Annotated in this window: 15 protein-coding genes; 10 read left to right on the plus strand and 5 right to left on the minus strand. The window is 64.7% G+C overall.

The window, feature by feature from the left end; translation table 11 throughout:
• The first annotated feature begins 6 nt into the window (after positions 1-6).
• Positions 7-3,048, plus strand: coding sequence for a DNA translocase FtsK (locus tag DC363_RS04210; protein WP_108639876.1), 3,042 nt, complete (start codon positions 7-9; stop codon positions 3,046-3,048).
• Here the strand turns inward: DC363_RS04210 and DC363_RS04215 are convergent.
• Positions 3,045-3,617: an exopolysaccharide biosynthesis protein gene (locus DC363_RS04215; protein ID WP_158270830.1), complete on the minus strand. Its 573-nt coding sequence runs from the start codon at positions 3,615-3,617 to the stop codon at positions 3,045-3,047. The genes DC363_RS04210 and DC363_RS04215 overlap by 4 nt on opposite strands.
• 301 nt (positions 3,618-3,918) lie before the next feature.
• On the opposite strand from DC363_RS04215, the gene DC363_RS04220 reads away from it, so the two are divergent.
• Positions 3,919-4,506, plus strand: a complete 588-nt coding sequence (locus DC363_RS04220) for a LolA family protein (RefSeq protein ID WP_241962920.1) — start codon at positions 3,919-3,921, stop codon at positions 4,504-4,506.
• Positions 4,507-4,581: 75 nt separating this feature from the next.
• On the opposite strand, the gene DC363_RS04225 is transcribed toward DC363_RS04220, so the two are convergent.
• On the minus strand, positions 4,582-5,169 hold the full coding sequence (locus tag DC363_RS04225; RefSeq protein WP_108639879.1) for a transglycosylase SLT domain-containing protein: 588 nt from the start codon (positions 5,167-5,169) through the stop codon (positions 4,582-4,584).
• Positions 5,170-5,457: 288 nt separating this feature from the next.
• Between DC363_RS04225 and hspQ the strand changes: the two genes are divergently transcribed.
• Entirely contained in the window at positions 5,458-5,784 is a 327-nt protein-coding gene (gene hspQ, locus DC363_RS04230; RefSeq protein WP_108639880.1) for a heat shock protein HspQ, read from the plus strand.
• A 19-nt stretch (positions 5,785-5,803) separates the two neighbouring features.
• Here the strand turns inward: hspQ and DC363_RS04235 are convergent, their stop codons facing one another.
• Both DC363_RS04235 and DC363_RS04240 read right to left on the minus strand, forming a co-directional pair.
• On the minus strand, positions 5,804-5,998 hold the full coding sequence (locus tag DC363_RS04235) for a hypothetical protein (RefSeq protein ID WP_108639881.1): 195 nt from the start codon (positions 5,996-5,998) through the stop codon (positions 5,804-5,806).
• A 2-nt stretch (positions 5,999-6,000) separates the two neighbouring features.
• Positions 6,001-7,578 carry a gamma-glutamyltransferase family protein gene (locus DC363_RS04240; protein WP_108639882.1) on the minus strand — a complete coding sequence of 526 codons (1,578 nt, stop codon included), beginning with the start codon at positions 7,576-7,578 and terminating at the stop codon, positions 6,001-6,003.
• A gap of 256 nt (positions 7,579-7,834) precedes the next feature.
• Here DC363_RS04240 and DC363_RS04245 point away from each other — a divergent pair, with 256 nt between their 5' ends.
• From DC363_RS04245 to DC363_RS04275, 7 genes are all read left to right on the plus strand, one after another.
• Entirely contained in the window at positions 7,835-8,284 is a 450-nt protein-coding gene (locus DC363_RS04245) for a GAF domain-containing protein (protein ID WP_108639883.1), read from the plus strand.
• A gap of 87 nt (positions 8,285-8,371) precedes the next feature.
• On the plus strand, positions 8,372-8,938 hold the full coding sequence (locus DC363_RS04250) for a helix-turn-helix domain-containing protein (RefSeq protein WP_108639952.1): 567 nt from the start codon (positions 8,372-8,374) through the stop codon (positions 8,936-8,938).
• A gap of 40 nt (positions 8,939-8,978) precedes the next feature.
• Positions 8,979-11,432: a GcvT family protein gene (locus tag DC363_RS04255; RefSeq protein WP_108639884.1), complete on the plus strand. Its 2,454-nt coding sequence runs from the start codon at positions 8,979-8,981 to the stop codon at positions 11,430-11,432.
• 3 nt (positions 11,433-11,435) lie between these two features.
• Entirely contained in the window at positions 11,436-12,314 is an 879-nt protein-coding gene (locus DC363_RS04260) for a homocysteine S-methyltransferase family protein (protein WP_108639885.1), read from the plus strand.
• Between the two features lie 9 nt (positions 12,315-12,323).
• On the plus strand, positions 12,324-14,765 hold the full coding sequence (locus DC363_RS04265; RefSeq protein WP_108639886.1) for a GcvT family protein: 2,442 nt from the start codon (positions 12,324-12,326) through the stop codon (positions 14,763-14,765).
• 95 nt (positions 14,766-14,860) lie between these two features.
• Positions 14,861-15,778 (plus strand): EamA family transporter RarD, encoded by a 918-nt coding sequence (gene rarD / locus DC363_RS04270; RefSeq protein WP_108639887.1) that lies wholly within the window; start codon positions 14,861-14,863, stop codon positions 15,776-15,778.
• A 10-nt stretch (positions 15,779-15,788) separates the two neighbouring features.
• Positions 15,789-16,436 (plus strand): RluA family pseudouridine synthase, encoded by a 648-nt coding sequence (locus DC363_RS04275; RefSeq protein WP_108639888.1) that lies wholly within the window; start codon positions 15,789-15,791, stop codon positions 16,434-16,436.
• A 3-nt stretch (positions 16,437-16,439) separates the two neighbouring features.
• Here DC363_RS04275 and DC363_RS04280 read toward each other — a convergent pair whose 3' ends face one another.
• Positions 16,440-17,447, minus strand: a complete 1,008-nt coding sequence (locus tag DC363_RS04280; protein WP_196778371.1) for a serine/threonine protein kinase — start codon at positions 17,445-17,447, stop codon at positions 16,440-16,442.
• Positions 17,448-17,505 lie beyond the last annotated feature (58 nt).

Below are 17,505 nucleotides of genomic sequence, written 5' to 3' on the forward strand. Positions count from 1 at the left end.
AGGCACATGGCATCATATCAATCCCGTCAGCGCGATCCGCTTCTGGACAGCACCACGCAGGCCGCCATCGAAAAGCGCGGTCGCGAACTGGTGGGAATCGCACTGGTTCTGGCGGGTCTTATGGTCGCGATGATGCTGTGGTCCTATGCGCCCGATGATCCGAACTTCATGTCGGCCACCGACGCGCCGGTGCAGAACTGGCTGGGCCGCCCCGGGGCGTCGTTCGCGGCGGCGCTGTTCATGATCGTCGGCTACGCCTCATGGATGGCGCCGCTGGTGCTGGTGGGCTGGGGTCTTCGGTTCACCTTCCACCGGGGTCAGGAACGCGCGTTGGGCCGGGTGATCTTCGCCCCCATCGCCATTGCCGCCACCGCGATCTATGCCGCCACCCTGTCGCCCGGCGCTGGCTGGGACGAAAGCTTCGGGCTGGGCGGGCATTTCGGCGACATGGTGCTGAGCATCCTTTTGACCGTTCTGCCCTTCGGCACGACCTTCAGCGTCAAGCTGATGTCCCTGTTCATGGGCGTCGGCGTTCTGGCCTTCATGGGCTTCACGCTGGGCTTCACCATGTATGAGGTGCGCAAGCTTTGGCGGTTCCTGCTGGTGGGGCTGATCGTGGCCTATGCGGGCGTGCTCAAGGTGCTGGGGATGACGGCCTCGACCTCTTACAAAGCGGCGCAGTCGCTGGGGGCCCGGGTTCAGGAACGGCGCGAAATCTCCCGGCAGGAGCGCGCCGCCTATGCGGGCGAGCGTGACGCCGAACGCGCCGCCGCCCGTGCGGTGCCCGCACCGACCCCCGCAGATGAACAAGCCCGTGTGGCCGCCGTGGTCCGCGCCAACCCCGCGATGCCCACGCGGTATGAGGATTTCGACCCGATCGATGGCGACGACCCCTACGAGCCGCCGATGGCCGCACCTGCGGCTCCGACCCACATGGCATCCGCCCCACTCACCGCGCCCGCGCGCCCAGCGGAGCCCGAGGCCAAGCCCGGACTCTTCGCCTCGCTCCTCAAGCGGTCCGAAGCGATGCCCGCGCCCGAGCTGGTGGACGAAGCCCCGCTTGAGCATGAGGTGCCCGAGGCCGACAGTGACCGCATCAGCGCGCGGATCGCCTCGGTGGTGCGCAGCCGCTCCGGCCAGCCGCCCGAGGTGCAGGTCGCCCCGAAACCCGGCGTGAACCCCGCCGTCTCCGCCGCCATCGCCAGCCGGAGAGAGGCGCAGATGGGCCGCGTGGAGCCCCCTGTCGTCAAACCGACCGGCCCGCGCCCGCTGGTGCTGAACGCCGAACAGAAAGCCGCGCTCGACAACGTCGGAGAGCCGCTGGCCGAGGCCGCAGAACGCGCCGCCGCGCCCAGGCCCGAGCCCGCCGCCCCGGTCGAGGCCCCCGCACCGGCCGCGACCTACATGCCAAGCGCCAGCCCCGTGCCCGAGGCGAAGTCCGTCGTGCAGCACCCGCCCCGCCGCGTGGTGCAGCCCTCCAAACAGGCGCAGGCCGAGGCCCAGCCGCCGCTCAAGTTCGACGACAGCCAGCAGTCCGACTACGAGATGCCGCCGCTGAACCTGCTGACCTCGCCCGACAGCGTGACGCGCCATGTGCTCAGCGATGAAGCGCTGGAAGAGAACGCGCGCATGCTGGAAAACGTGCTCGATGATTACGGCGTCAAGGGCGACATCGTCAGCGTCCGCCCCGGCCCCGTTGTCACCATGTATGAGCTTGAGCCCGCCCCCGGTCTCAAGGCCAGCCGCGTGATCGGCTTGGCCGATGACATCGCGCGTTCGATGTCGGCGCTGTCCGCCCGTGTTTCGACGGTCCCGGGCCGCAGCGTGATCGGGATTGAGCTGCCCAACGAGAATCGCGAAATGGTGGTGCTGCGCGAAATGCTTAGCGCGCGCGACTTCGGCGACAGCAGCATGAAGCTGCCACTGGCGCTGGGCAAGGACATCGGCGGTGAGCCGATCATCGCCAACCTTGCCAAGATGCCCCACCTGCTGATCGCCGGGACCACCGGCTCGGGTAAGTCGGTGGCGATCAACACGATGATCCTCAGCCTGCTGTACAAGCTGACGCCCGACGAATGCCGGATGATCATGATCGACCCGAAGATGCTGGAACTCAGCGTTTATGACGGCATCCCGCACCTGTTGTCGCCCGTTGTGACCGACCCGAAAAAGGCGGTCGTGGCGCTGAAGTGGGTCGTGGGCGAGATGGAAGAGCGTTATCGCAAGATGTCCAAGATGGGCGTGCGCAACATCGACGGCTACAATGGCCGCGTGGCGGATGCCTTGGCCAAAGGTGAGATGTTCAGCCGCACGGTGCAGACTGGCTTTGACGACGACACCGGCGAGCCGGTGTTCGAGACCGAAGAGATGCAGCCCGAGAAAATGCCCTATATCGTCGTCATTGTTGACGAGATGGCTGACCTGATGATGGTCGCAGGCAAAGAGATCGAGGCCTGCATCCAGCGTTTGGCGCAGATGGCGCGGGCGTCGGGTATCCACCTGATCATGGCGACGCAGCGCCCCTCGGTCGATGTCATCACCGGCACGATCAAGGCCAACTTCCCGACGCGGATTTCCTTCCAGGTCACCTCGAAGATCGACAGCCGAACGATCCTGGGCGAGATGGGCGCAGAGCAGCTTTTGGGCATGGGCGACATGCTCTACATGGCCGGCGGTTCGCGCATCACCCGCGTCCACGGGCCGTTCTGTTCCGATGAGGAGGTTGAGGAAATCGTCAACTACCTCAAGGCATTCGGCCCGCCGGAGTATATGTCCGGGGTGATCGACGGCCCCTCGGAGGAGAAGGAAAGCAACATCGACGCCGTGCTGGGTCTGGGCGGCAACACCGACGGAGAGGACGCGCTCTACGACACCGCCGTCGCCATCGTCGCCAAGGACCGCAAGTGTTCCACCAGCTACATCCAGCGCAAGTTGGCGATCGGCTACAACAAAGCCGCGCGTCTGGTCGAGCAGATGGAGGACGAAGGCGTCGTGTCAGCCGCGAACCACGTGGGCAAGCGCGAAATCCTCATCCCCGAGGCAAACTAGATCAGCCACATCAGCCCGCTGATCACCGCCACGCCGGCGGTGATCAGGGCGATCAGCATCACCAGCCCGTCCCGCACGGTCAGCGCGATGCCGATCAGCGCAATCGCCGCCATCGGCAGGGCGGCGGCGAAGGGCACCACCTCAAGAAAGGGCACCGTCAGCGCCATCAGGATCACCACCACCGCGGCGGCCCGTTGCGCGGGTTTGCTGATCAGTTTTTGCAGTCGCCGTTTGAGGATGTGATCCAGTTTTTCTGCAACAGGGTGCATCTTTTCCACAGCCGTCTCGACGCGGTCCGCCTCAACCGAGCGGTTGCCCAGAAACCCCGGCACCCAAAGCCCGTCACCGCCCCAAAGCATCTGAGCGGCGATCAGGATGATGATCACGGCCACGATGGTCGGCAAGGTCGGGATGCCCCCAAGGGGCGAGAGCACCAGCAGCGCGGCGATGAAGAACAGCGGCCCGTGGCCACGGTTGCCGATCCGGTCGATGATCTCCTCGACCCGCACCGTCTCCTGCCCTTGCGCGAGGGTTTGCAGATCGTCCAGAAGGTCATCGGTGCCGGGCATAGTGCTCTCCTTGCGGGTGTGAACAGGAAACACGCGGCGCCGTGCGAAGTTCCCCGGTGCGGGGCGCAGTGTCGCCCTTTCCTGAGAAGCGGTTTGACAGGAAATCCCGTGCGGCACCAACCCGAGGTGCCATCGAGAAGGCGTAAATTGACGTTCAATATCAAAGTGATAGAGAATAGCCGTGCGCGTGATATCGCCTAGCGGCCCCGCCCGCCCCATATAAAACCCATGCAAGGGTGCAAAGCGCCCGGACCCAAACTAGGTATGAGATATGAACAAGATCACACGCAGGCTTTGCCTTATGGCTGTCCCCCTCGCGCTGGCGGGGGCTGCAGCGTCGCCATCCTTTGCACAGCAGTTGTCGCTGGGCGAGGTCTCGAATTACCTCAACTCGTTCACCAGCGCCGAAGGTGAGTTCACGCAGGTCAACCCCGACGGCACAATCTCGACCGGGACGGTCTATATCAAGCGGCCCAACCGCGTGCGGTTCGAATACAACCCGCCGGAACAATCCCTTGTCGTCGCCGGTGGCGGGCAGGTGGCGATCTTCGATCCACGTTCGAACACCGGGCCGGACCGCTATCCCCTGAACCAGACGCCCTTGTCGATCATCCTGCAAAGCAACATCGATCTGACCCGCGCGAACATGGTCACCGGCCACACCAGCGACGGCACCACGACAACCGTGACCGCGCAGGACCCGCAGCGCCCGCAATATGGGAATATCCAGATGGTTTTCACCAGCAGCCCCGCCGAGCTGCGCCAGTGGATCGTCACCGATGAGACAGGCCAGAAAACCACAGTGATTCTGGGGGATCTGACGAAAGACGGAAACGTGCCGGACATCCTGTTCAATATCCAACGCGAGATGCGGAACTGGGGCAACTAGTCCCCCGCCCACCGTGCCGTCACAAACAAAGCGCGCCCCTGTTCAGGGCGCGCTTTTTTTTGGCGGCTCACCTATTCAGCGAAACGCGCGGCAGGTGCGCAGCTGCGCGTCATACAGCACCGCCCGATCACGCACTTCGCCCGCGATCCGCACCAGCCACGGCTTCGCGCGATAGGTGCCCCGCCGCCAGCCCGTGCGCCCGTCGTGATAGGCGAGATACTGGTTATAGGTGTCGTTCATCGGAATGCCGTTTTCACGCACCGTTGCGGTCATATACCAGCCCATGAAATCGGTGGCATCGTCGATGTCCGTGCGATCGGCCCGCCGTCCGCCGCGCTGTTCGACATATTCCGCCCAGGTGCCGTCAAGCGCCTGACTGTAGCCCAGCGCAGACGACTGCCGCCCCGTGGGAATCACCCCCAGCGCATAGACGTGGGGGGGGCGGTTGTCGGATATGAATTTGCTCTCCTGATAGATCATCGCCATCAGCACATGGGTCTGCACGCCCCACGTCCGTTCGGCTTTCTTGAACGCGCGGGCGTAGTGTGGCCGCTCGGTCAGGATCTCGCAGGCGTTGTCCAGATTGCGCGGCGCCGTTCCCTCACGGGCGCTACAGCTCCCGAGGATCAAAAGAACAATGCCCACGCGAAAGATGTTTTTCATCTGCCCCTCGCTCGATTTATTGGTTTTATTGCGGTCAGTTTAGCGACAAACGCCGGTTCTGGAAACCGATCTTCGCAAGCCCACCGCCGTCCGCGTGCGTCGAAGGCAATAAAACGCTGATCGCCGCGTGGCGGGGCAAACCCGCTTGCGATCCGGTGCCACGTGCTGCATGGGCACCTCTTGGGCGAAGCGGCGCCGTTGCACAGTCTGTTTCCGTAAAATGTGCCCCCGTCGCATGGACTCGGGCCTTCGCAAATGTTTAGTAGGGAACCCGAGGGCTGAAAAACTATGTTGAAAACACGCGCGAAATATCATCTGGGTCAAGTGGTCCGCCACCGGAAGCATCCCTTCCGCGGCGTGGTCTTCGACGTGGACGCCATGTTCGCCAATACCGAAGAATGGTATGAGGCGATCCCGGAAGAGGCGCGGCCCCAGAAGGACCAGCCGTTCTATCACCTTCTGGCCGAGAACGACCAATCCTACTACGTGGCCTATGTGTCCGAGCAGAACCTTGTGGCCGATTACTCGGGCGAGCCTGTCGATCACCCCGATCTGGACGATCTGTTCGGCCCGTTCGAGGATGGCCAGTATCCGCTGCACTTCCAGCTGAACTGACGCCTCGGACCGCGCTGTCTTAGGCCCTGCGCCCCCACAGAAACACCATACCGCCGAAGCTGAGCAGCGCCCCGTAAAGCGCCACGTGCAACGTCGCGTCCGGCCTGCCGTTTAACGCATCAAGCACCGCCTGCCCGCACAGGATGGCGCCCGCGAACATGCAGGCCAGCCCGCCGGTGCGGGCAAGGCGTTTGAGTATGGCGCGATGCTCCATCCCTAATACCCCAGCGCGATGCCGTCCTTGCGCGGGTCGGACGCCCCTTCCAGCGTGCCATCCGCGCGCAGACGGATCGCCTGCGCCCCGCCGATGGGGGCCTCGGCGCGGGTGACCTTGTGGCCCATGTCCGCCAGCTCCTGCACGACCGCGTCTGCATATCCGCTTTCGATGTCGAACGTTGCGCCCTCGGCAAAGCTGCGCGGCGCGTCGATGGCGCTTTGCGGGTCCATGCCGAAACACTCCATATTGGTCAGCACCCGCGCATGGCCGCAGGGTTGATAGGCCCCGCCCATCACGCCGAAGGGCATCTCGACCTTGCCGTCACGTTTCACCATCCCCGGAATGATCGTGTGCATCGACCGCTTGCCGCCGCCGGCTTCGTTCGGGTGCCCCTCTTCCAGCGTGAATCCCGCGCCCCGGTTCTGGAACAGGATGCCGAACTTGTCCGACGCTAGGCCCGACCCGAAGGAATGGAAGATCGAATAGATCAGCGACACGCACATGCGGTCGCGGTCGACCACGGTGATATAGACCGTGTCCTTGTGGACGGCCTCGGCCCCCGGCAGTGTCGGGTCCAGCGCCTTGGCCGGATCGATCAGCCCGGCCAGCTTTTCCGCCGTCTGCGCGCTGAGCATGTGGTCCAGCCGGGCGCAATGATCGGGGTCCGACAACAGGCGGTTGCGCGTGTCATAGGCCAGCTTCGCGGCCTCGGCCTCAAGGTGCGCACGTTTGGCGCCCAGGGGGTCGAGCCCGGCAATATCGAAATGTTTCAGGATGTTGAGCATCAGGATCGCCGTGGCGCCCTGTCCGTTCGGCGGATGCTCGACCAGTTCGATTCCCTTGTAGGTGCCCGAGATCGGCGTGGTGTAATCAGCGCGCACGGCGGCGAAATCGTCCAGCGTATGCGTGCCGCCCGCCGCCTGCAGCGCGGCCAGCATATCCTCGGCGACCTCCCCTTCATAGAAGCCCGCGCGCCCCTCAGTCGCCACGCGGCGCAGCACCTCGGCCTGACCCGGCGCGCGGAATTTCTGCCCGACAATCAGCGGCTTGCCCTGCGCGAGGTAATGTTTGCGCCCGGCGCCCTGCAACGTGCCGTGGGACTGCGCATAATCGAAGGCCACGCGCGGCGCGACGGGCACGCCTGCTTCGGCGTAATAGATCGACGGGGCCAGCAGCGCCTTCATCCCCAGCTTGCCGTGATCCTTTGACAGCTGCAAAAAGCCGTCCATCGCCCCCGGCATCGTGATCGCATGGGGTGAGGCCAGCGGCACCGCGTTCAGGCCCTCCCCCCGCAGCCGCGCGGCATCCAGCCCGGCAGGTGCGCGCCCCGAGGCATTCAGCGCCAACACCTCGTCCGAGCCGGGCAGGTTGAACAGGCAGAAGGCATCGCCGCCGATGCCGGTGGACTGCGGCTCGCAGATCCCCAACAGGATCGCGCCAGCGATTGCCGCATCCATGGCGTTGCCACCGGCTTCGAGCATCTGCACCGCGACCTTGGCGGCCAAGGGGTGCGACGTGGCGCAGATGCCATTGTCGGCAAACACGGCCGAACGGCCGGGGGATTGAAAATCACGCATGGAACCTCCGAGTGTTTCAGCGAACCCTAACATTCTTCTCGGGGGGTTAAAGGTGGCGCGGCCACCGTCCCCGACGTCGCGCACTGGGTGGGGGCTGTTACGCGCAACGCCGGGGTGAGCTTTTGCAGCTACAGCGCGCTTATGCCCTGTGATTGCGCCCCGGGTGCGGAGAATTTGCGGCACGATTGTGAAAAAGCCTCGAATCCCGGCGCGGTTCGGTGCATGGGGCAGGGACCAGCCACCCGGAGGTCGAACAGTGCCCAATTATGATCTTTTGTCCAAAACCATCCGCAGCCTGACCGAAGGCGAAGACGACACCATCGCGCTCATGGCGACGGTCGCCTGCGAGGTGCATCATTCCGACGCGCGTTTCGACTGGACCGGCTTCTACCGTGTCACCGCGCCCGAATTGCTCAAGATCGGCCCCTATCAGGGCGGGCACGGCTGTTTGCAAATCCCGTTCTCGCGCGGGGTTTGCGGGGCGGCGGCGCGCACGGGGCAGGTGCAACTGGTGCCCGATGTGGACGCGTTCGAGGGGCACATCGCCTGCGCCTCTTCCACCCGGTCCGAGCTTGTCCTGCCGGTGTTCGACGCGCGCGGCGAGGTGATCGCCGTCTTCGACATCGACAGCAACCAGCCCGACGCGTTCACGCAAGACGACGCCACGGCCCTGACCGCGATCCTGTCCGAGGTTTTTGCCCGCTGATCTCCGCTGCGCTGCGGCGTGAAATTATGCTTTGTAATTTCACGAGCCTGTGCCACAGATTTCCCGTGAGGGAGGTCGCGACACGTGATTCACAACAATTCACCGGAAACCCGCACGCTGGGGGCCGACATTCGCGCGCTGCGCAAGGCGCGCGGGATGACGCTGGTCGAGCTGGGCGAGGTGCTGGGCCGGTCGGTGGGCTGGCTCAGTCAGGTTGAGCGCGACAAATCCGAACCCTCGATCACCGATCTGCGGCAGATGGCAAAAGCCTTCGACGTGTCTGTGTCGAGCCTGTTCCGCTCGGTCGCGCCGGAGCATGAACAGGGGCTGATCGTGCGCGCCGATGCCCGCCGCCCCATCGGATGCCGCACCGACGGGCTGATCGAGGAACTCCTCTCGCCCGACCTGACCGACGACTTCGAGGTGGTGCATTCCACCTTCGAACCCGGCGCCGCGCTGACCGAAGAGGTCGTCCGCCCCACGCAAGAGCTGGGCTATATCGTTTCGGGTCGCCTGCACCTCTGGATCGCGGGCACCCGCTATGAGCTCACCAAAGGCGACAGTTTTCGCATCCGGGGAGAGGCCTACCGCTGGCACAACCCCCATTCCACACCCTGCGTCGCGATCTGGGTGATCGCGCCCCCCGTCTATTGATGCGCGGCACCGCCCGCGCCAACCGAAAGGACCGTTGATCATGGCAGATTTCCCCACACAGGCCCGCGTGGTCATCATCGGCGGCGGTGTCGTCGGCACCTCGACCCTGTATCACCTTGCCAAGAAGGGTTGGACCGACTGCGTTCTGCTGGAAAAGAACGAACTCACCGCCGGGTCCACATGGCACGCCGCGGGCAACGTGCCGACGTTTTCGACCTCATGGGCGATCATGAACATGCAGCGCTATTCGACCGAGCTTTACGCGCGGCTGGGGGATGAGGTCGATTATCCGATGAACTACCACCAGACCGGCTCGCTCCGGCTGGCGCACAGCCAAGAGCGCGTGCAGGAGTTCGAGCGCGCCTGCGCCATGGGCCGCTATCAGGGCATCGACATGAAGATGATGACGCCCGATGAGGCGAAAGAGATGTATCCGTTTCTTGAGACCCACGACCTCGCCGGGGTGCTCTATGACCCCAGCGACGGTGACATCGACCCCGCGCAGGTCACACAAGCGCTGGCCAAGGGCGCGCGCGAGATGGGCGCGCAAATCTTGCGGTTCTGCCCGGCCACCGGCGTGACCCAGCAAGACGACGACACATGGATCGTCCACACCGACAAGGGCGACATCGCCTGTGACTACGTGGTGAACGCCGCCGGGTATTACGCGCAAAGGGTGGGGGAGTGGTTCAAGCCCTACGGCGGGCGCACCGTGCCGATGATGGTGATGAGCCACCAATACGTCCTGACCGACGAGATTCCCGAGATCGAGGCATGGTCGAAAGAGACCGGCGGCAAGCTGCCCCTGATCCGCGACGTGGACGTGTCCTATTACTTCCGGCAGGAAAAGCACGGCTTCAACATCGGCCCTTACGAGCCGAACTGCAAAGCCGAGTGGGACGAAAGCGGCGACGCCATCCCCGAGGATTTCTCGTTCCAGCTCTGGTCCGACGACCTTGAGCGGATCGAGGACATCGTCGCCGACAGCATGGAGCGCGTGCCCCTCGCCGCCAGCGCGGGCATCAGCCGCATCATCAACGGCCCGATCCCCTACGCGCCCGACGGGTTGCCGCTGATCGGCCCCATGCCCGGCGTGAAGAACGCCTTCGAGAATTGCGTCTTCACCTTCGGCATCGCCCAGGGCGGCGGCGCGGGCAAGGTCATGGCCGAATGGATCGTCGATGGTGGCACCGAGTGGGACATGTGGGCGGTCGATCCGCGCCGCTACACCGATTACACCGACCACGCCTATTGCGTCGCCAAGGGGAAAGAGACCTACGGCCACGAATACGCCATGCACTTCCCGCACCACGAATGGCCCGAGGGGCGCGACAAGAAACACTCGACACTGCATAGCCGCCTCGTCGACGCCGGTGCCCAGTTCGGCGCTTACAACGGCTGGGAACGGGCGAACTGGTTCGCGCGGGAGGGTGAGGATACCTCGGAAGCGGCCACCCAGACATGGGACCGCAACGGCCCGTGGGAGGCCGCGATCGAACGCGAGGTTGAGGCCGTGACGAATGGCTGCGGCATGCTGCCGATCACCGGATTTTCGCGCATCAAGATCGAAGGACCGGGCGCGAAGGATTTCGTCGACAGCCTCACCGCTTCGCGCTTGCCCGCGCCGGGCCGTGTCAGCCTCGCCTATTTCCCCGACAGCCGTGGCCGCATCCTCACCGAAACCTCGGTCATGGTGCATGGCGATGACGAGGTGGGCCTGATCACCGCCGCGACCGCCCAGTGGCACGACCGTGAGATTTTCTCGCGTCAGGTGCCCGAGGGGATCACCGTCACGGACCACACGGATGAAGTGGAGTGTCTGCTCGTCACCGGCCCGAAATCCCGCGACATCCTCGCGCCCTTGGTCGACGGGCATGACCTGAGCCAGCCGTGGCTCTCGGTCAGCCTCAACGGCACCGTCGCAGGGCAAGAGGCCGCACTGATCCGCGTCTCCTTCGCAGGCGAGTTGGGCTGGGAAATTCACGCCGCCCCGGACGCGATGCCCGCGATCTGGGACGCTTTGGCCGATGCCGGAGTCACCCCCTTTGGCATGTATGCCCTCAACTCCATGCGGATCGAAAAGGGCTACCGCGCGTGGAAGGGCGACCTGTCCACCGATTACACCTTGCTCGAAGGCGGGTTGGACCGCTTTGTGAAACTCGACAAGCCGCAGGACTACCCCGGCAAGGCCGCGCTGCAAGCCGAGGCGCAACGGGGGCGCAAAAAGGGCTTCGTGACGCTTGAGATCGAGCCGGGCGAACAGGACGCACCCTATATGGCGCCCATCTGGCACGGGGATGAGATCGTGGGCGAGGTGACGTCTTGCGCCATGGGCTATCGGACCGGCAAATGCATCGCTTTGGGCATGGTCCGGGCCGACCTGCTTGCGCCCGGCACCCAGTTCGAGGTCGATGTCTATGGCAAGCGCCACACCGCCACGGCCCAGCCCGACCAGCCCATGTGGGACCCGAAAAACGATCGGATCAGGGCTTAAACCATGGCACAGATCACGCTTCTTGATGGTGGCATGGGGCAGGAACTGGTGCACCGCGCGGGCGACCGGCCGACGCCGCTCTGGTCCACGCAGGTCATGCTCGACCACCCCGGTCTTGTGACGCAGGTGCACCGCGATTTCACCCGCGCCGGGGCCACCGTGGCCACCACCAACACCTATGCCATCCACCGCGACCGCCTCCCCGGAACCGGGTTGGCGGACCGGTTCGAGGATTTGCACCAGCTGGCCCTCGACGCCGCGCAGGCTTCCGGCGCGCCGCGCATCGCCGGGTCCATCGGCCCGCTCGTCGCCAGCTACCGCACCGACGTGATGCCCGATCACGCAGAAGCGGTGGAAAAGTTCGCCGAGGTGGCGCAGATCCTCGCCCCGCCGGTCGATTTGCTTTTGTGTGAGACGGTCGTCTCGCTGGCCCAGACCCGCGCGATCCTCGAAGGGGCGCGGACCACGGGAAAACCGGTCTGGATCGGCTTTTCCGTCTCGGACCGGGACGGCAGCAAACTGCGCTCGGGTGAACCACTGGCCGAGGCGGTCGCAGCGGCAGAGAGCGCGCAGGCGGTGCTGGTGAATTGCTCTGCCCCCGAGGCGATCCCGGCGGCTCTGGATGTGCTGGCGACCAGCGGCAAGCCCTATGGCGCCTATCCCAACGGGTTCGAGCAGATCACCGAGGATTTCCTCAAGGACCGGCCCACCGTCGACGCCCTGTCGAAACGCCGGGATTTCACGCCCGCGCTGTTCGCCGATCACGCGATGGCATGGGTCGACCACGGGGCGACGATCATCGGCGGCTGCTGCGAGGTCAGCCCCGCCCATATCGCCGAAATCGCCGACCGCCTGCGGGCGGCGGGTCATGCAATCGTCTAGGAGGCCGTCATGGCTGATCTTCCCAAACAGGCCCGCGTGGTCATCATCGGCGGCGGCGTCATCGGCTGCTCGGTCGCCTATCATCTGACCAAACAGGGCTGGCGCGACGTGGTCCTGCTCGAGCGCAAACAGCTCACCAGCGGCACCACATGGCACGCGGCTGGACTGATCGCGCAGCTTCGTGCGACCCAGAACATGACGCGCCTCGCCAAATACAGCCAAGAGCTTTACGGCGGGTTAGAGACCGAAACCGGCGTCGCGACGGGCTTCAAACGCTGCGGTTCGATCACGGTTGCTTTGACCGAGGAACGCCGCGAAGAAATCTACCGCCAAGCCGCCATGGCCCGCGCCTTCGGCGTCGAGGTTGAAGAGATCAGCCCGGCGGAGGTCAAGCAGCGCTACGAACACCTCAACATCGACGGGGTGACCGGCGGCGTCTATCTGCCCCGTGACGGACAAGGCGACCCCGCAAACATCGCGCTGGCGCTGGCCAAGGGCGCGCGGCAACGGGGCGCGGTGATCAAAGAGCGGGTGAAAGCCACCGGCGTGCAGCGCGACGGGCGGCGGATCACCGGCGTCCATTGGCAGGATGCGACTGGCGAACAGGGCACCATCGCCTGCGACCACGTCGTGAACTGCGCGGGCATGTGGGGGCGCGAGGTGGGCCAGATGCTGAGCACCAACGTGCCGCTGCAGGCCTGCGAACACTTCTACATCGTGACGGAAGCCATCCCGGGCCTGACGCAGCAGCCCGTCCTGCGCGTGCCGGATGAGTGCGCCTATTACAAAGAGGACGCGGGCAAGATGCTTCTGGGCGCGTTCGAGCCTGTCTCGAAGCCCTGGGGCCCGATCCCCGAAGACTTCGAATTCGACCAACTGCCCGAGGATTTCGACCATTTCGAGCCGATCCTCGAAAAGGCCGTCGAACGGTTGCCGATGTTGGCGGACGCGGGGATTCACACGTTCTTCAACGGGCCGGAAAGTTTCACCCCCGACGATGCCTATCACCTTGGGCTCTGCCCCGAGATGGACAACGTCTGGGTCGCGGCGGGCTTCAACTCCATCGGCATCCAGTCGGCGGGCGGCGCAGGCATGGCGCTGGCGGAGTGGATGGACACCGGCGAAAAGCCCTTCGATCTGGGCGACGTGGACATCAGCCGGATGCAGCCGTTTCAGGGCAACAAGGCCTATCTGAAGGCCCGCGCTTCTGAAACGCTGGGTCTGCTCTATGCCGATCACTTCCCCTTCCGTCAGAAAGCCACCGCCCGCGGCATCCGCCGCACCCCGTTCCATCGGCATCTGCTGGAGCAGGGCGCCGTGATGGGCGAGCTTGCGGGGTGGGAGCGTGCGAACTGGTTCGCCACCGAAGGCCAGACGCCGGAGTATTCTTATTCGTGGAAGCGGCAGAATTTCTTCGACAACGTCGCCGCCGAGCACAGGGCGGTGCGTGAGGCTGTCGGCCTGTATGACATGTCCTCTTTCGGTAAGATCAGGGTCGAAGGCCGCGACGCGGAAAGGTTCCTGAACTACGTCGGCGGCGGCAACTTCTCGGTGCCCGTGGGCAAGATTGTCTATACCCAGTTTCTGAACGATCGTGGTGGAATAGAGTCTGATGTGACTGTCACCCGCCTGTCGGAACAGGCCTATCTGGTGGTCACCCCCGCCGCCACGCGGCTGGCGGACCAGACATGGATGGAGCGGCATCGCGGCGATTTCGACGTTGTGATCACAGACGTCACCGCCGGTGAGGGCGTGCTCGCCGTTATGGGGCCGAACAGCCGCAACCTGTTGCAGGCCGTCTCGCCGGCGGATTTCAGCAACACCACCAACCCCTTCGGCACCGCGCAAGAGATCGAGATCGGCATGGGCCGCGCCCGTGTCCATCGCGTCACTTATGTGGGCGAACTGGGGTGGGAGGTGTACGTCTCCGCCGATCAGGCCGCCCATGTGTTCGAGACCTTGCACGAGGCGGGGCAGGATCACGGGCTCAAGCTTTGCGGGATGCACATGATGGACACCTGCCGCATCGAAAAGGGCTTTCGGCATTTCGGCCATGACATCACCTGCGAAGATCACGTGCTCGAAGCGGGCCTTGGTTTTGCGGTCAAGAAGGACAAGCCCGACTTCATCGGCCGCGCCGCGGTCCTCGCCAAGCAGGAAGCCGGCCTCGACAGCCGTCTGCTGCAATTCCGGCTCACCGATCCTGAGCCGCTGCTCTATCACAATGAGCCGATCCTGCGCGACGGCGAGATCGTGGGCTACCTGTCCTCGGGCGCCTATGGCCATACGTTGGGCGGCGCTATCGGGCTGGGCTACGTCCCATGTCGGGGCGAGACGGCGGCCGAGGTCCTCGCCTCGACCTACGAGATCGACGTGATGGGCACGCGGGTGCGGGCCGAAGCCTCGCTCAAGCCGATGTATGATCCCAAGTCCGAACGGGTGAAGGTCTGATCATAACGCAAAGTGATCCCCCGCATCGCGTTTTGTCATGACGCAGGCGGGGCTGGCATCTTCCCTTTCCCGCTGCGCCGTGCGCTAGTGGCAGCATGAGAACGCCACCCCCCGCCACCACGAAACCCGTGATCGCCAATGAGGACACCCCCCGCGGGCTGATCTTCGCCCTGTCAGCCTATGTGCTCTGGGGCTTCCTGCCGCTTTACCTCAAGGCGCTGACCCACGTGCCCGTGCTCGAAGTGATCGCCCACCGGGTCATCTGGTCCGTGCCCATTGCCGGGATTGTGCTGATCGCTATGGGGCGCACCGGCGACATCGGCCCCGCCTTGCGCAATCCGCGCATGTTGATCATGGCTTGCGTGACGGCGGTGCTCGTCTCGATCAACTGGGGCGTCTATATTTTCGCCATCGTCACCGACCGCGCGGCGGACGGGGCGCTGGGCTATTACATCAACCCGTTGTTCTCGATGTTCCTTGGCGCCGTGCTGCTGGGCGAACGAATGACGCGACCGCAACTGGTCGCCGTGGGGCTGGCGGCGCTGGCGGTGGTGATCCTGTTCCTCGATGCGTCGCGCCCGCCGTGGATCCCGCTGGGGCTGACAGTGTCCTGGGGCCTTTACGCCTATTTCAAGAAATCCCTGCCCGTGGGCCCCAATCAGGGCTTCCTGCTTGAGGTTCTGATCCTGTCCGTGCCCGCGCTCGCCTTCCTTGGATGGCTGAGCCTGCAGGGGCAAAGCAGCTTCCTTCTGGATGGCACCACCACGCTTTTGCTGATAGGGTGCGGGCTGATCACGGCGGTGCCGCTGCTGTTCTATGCCAATGGCGCGAAGCTGACCAAGCTGAGCACCATCGCAATCCTGCAATACCTCACGCCGACGATGATCCTAGCGCAGGCGGTCTTTGTCTTTGGCGAGGAGCTGGACCGCGCGCGCATGATCGCCTTTCCGCTGATCTGGGCGGCGCTGCTGATCTACACGGTCTCTCTGGTGCGGGGAATGCGGAAGGCGTAAGACGCGGCCTATGTCCGATGTCTATTCGCCCCCGACCGACCCGCTTGACGTGATCCATTCGGACCACGAAATCCTCATCGTGAACAAGCCTTCGGGCCTGCTGTCCGTGCCCGGCAAGGGGCCGCATCTGGCCGATTGCCTGATGGCGCGGGTGCAGGACGCCTTTCCCACCGCGCTGCTGATTCACCGGCTGGATCGCGACACCAGCGGCGTGATGGTCTTCGCGCTGACCCCCCATGCGCAGCGGTACATCGGGCTGCAGTTCGAAAAGCGGCAGACCAAAAAGACCTATGTCGCCCGCGTTTCAGGCAAGCTAGAGCCGAAAACAGGCACCGTTGATCTGCCCCTGATCGTCGATTGGGAAAACCGCCCCCGCCAGAAGGTCTGTCACGAGACGGGCAAGCCCGCGCAGACCGATTGGCGCGTTTTGCGCAGCAACAGTGACGAAAGCCGCGTGCGATTGATGCCCAAGACCGGCCGCAGCCACCAGTTGCGGGTGCATATGCTCAGCCTTGGTCATCCGATTTTGGGCGATCCCTTTTATGCGACGGGGGCGGCGCTGGATCATCCCCGCCTCATGCTGCATTCCGAAGAACTGCGCCTGCGCCATCCCGACGGGGGTGAAGGCGTGCGGTTCCGCGCCAAGGCGCCATTCTAGGGGTTAGATCCCCGCCAGCCGCCGGTCGGTCAGGTTAAGCCGGCCGGCGACGATGGGCGCCACCGTGTCGCGCAATTCGGGCTCGCGTTGCAGCACGATCTCCAACTCGTCGAGGCGGTTCATCGCGATAAGTTCCGCCAGATCGGCGCGGGGCAGGGTGGCCACGGGCTGGATCAACTCGACACGGCTTTCCGGCACCAGCGCGCGCAGGGCCTTGGGGTCCAGATCCGTCTCTGCAAAAGCATAAATGCCGGTGCCCTTGGCGGGCAGGGCAAAGGCGCACAGGATCACGTCGCGCACCCCCTCATGGGCCATGAGTTCGGCGCGAATGGCCGCGCCCTCTTGCGCGATGCGGTTGCCGCTGCCCTCGCTGTCGGACCAGTTGAACAGCCCCCGCGTGACTGCGTTGTAAAGCTTCTTGCCCGTGGCCATCCAGATCCGCGTGGGCAGGGACTTGCGTTGCAACATGCGCCGTTCGGTCGGGGTCAGAAGGTGGCGCGCATAGCGCCCCTTCTGCTTCACCAGATGGCGCAGATCCTCATAGCCCATCAGGCGGAACAGCTTGCCGCGGCGTCGATGCACGCTCGCCAGTTGGAAGTCGATCACCGCCGCGCGCCCGTCCGGGGCCTGCAGCCAGTTCTGCGGCTTGGCCAGATCGTTGTGCGTCACGCCGCGCGCCCGCATCTCGCGCAGGATGCGCTTGGCGTCCTTGTAAAAGGCGGCGTCGTCGGGCTTGGCAAGGTTCAGGGGGATGCCCTCGGACCACGACCGCAGGATGCCTTCCTCGTCCACCCGGATCAGCTCGGGCGTGCCCGTGATCCCCGTCACCACCCGCAGGGACCGCACCTCTTTGCGGGCCAGAAACGCGGCGATGGGCTTGGCCCAGACCGGCACCCCGTCCAGCTTGCGCAGCACCAGCTTGCGCTCGGGCGCGCCCTCGAGATGGCCCGAGACGGTCTCGGAGAACTCGTCGCGTTTGTGCGTGGTGGTGGGGATGAAATCAGGGCGCATGGGACATGAGTATCGGGGATCGGGCATCGGGAAAAGCGAAAGGCGGCAGGGGTCCTGC

Source organism: Thalassorhabdomicrobium marinisediminis (assembly GCF_003072065.1).
In the GTDB taxonomy this organism is placed as follows: domain Bacteria; phylum Pseudomonadota; class Alphaproteobacteria; order Rhodobacterales; family Rhodobacteraceae; genus Octadecabacter; species Octadecabacter marinisediminis.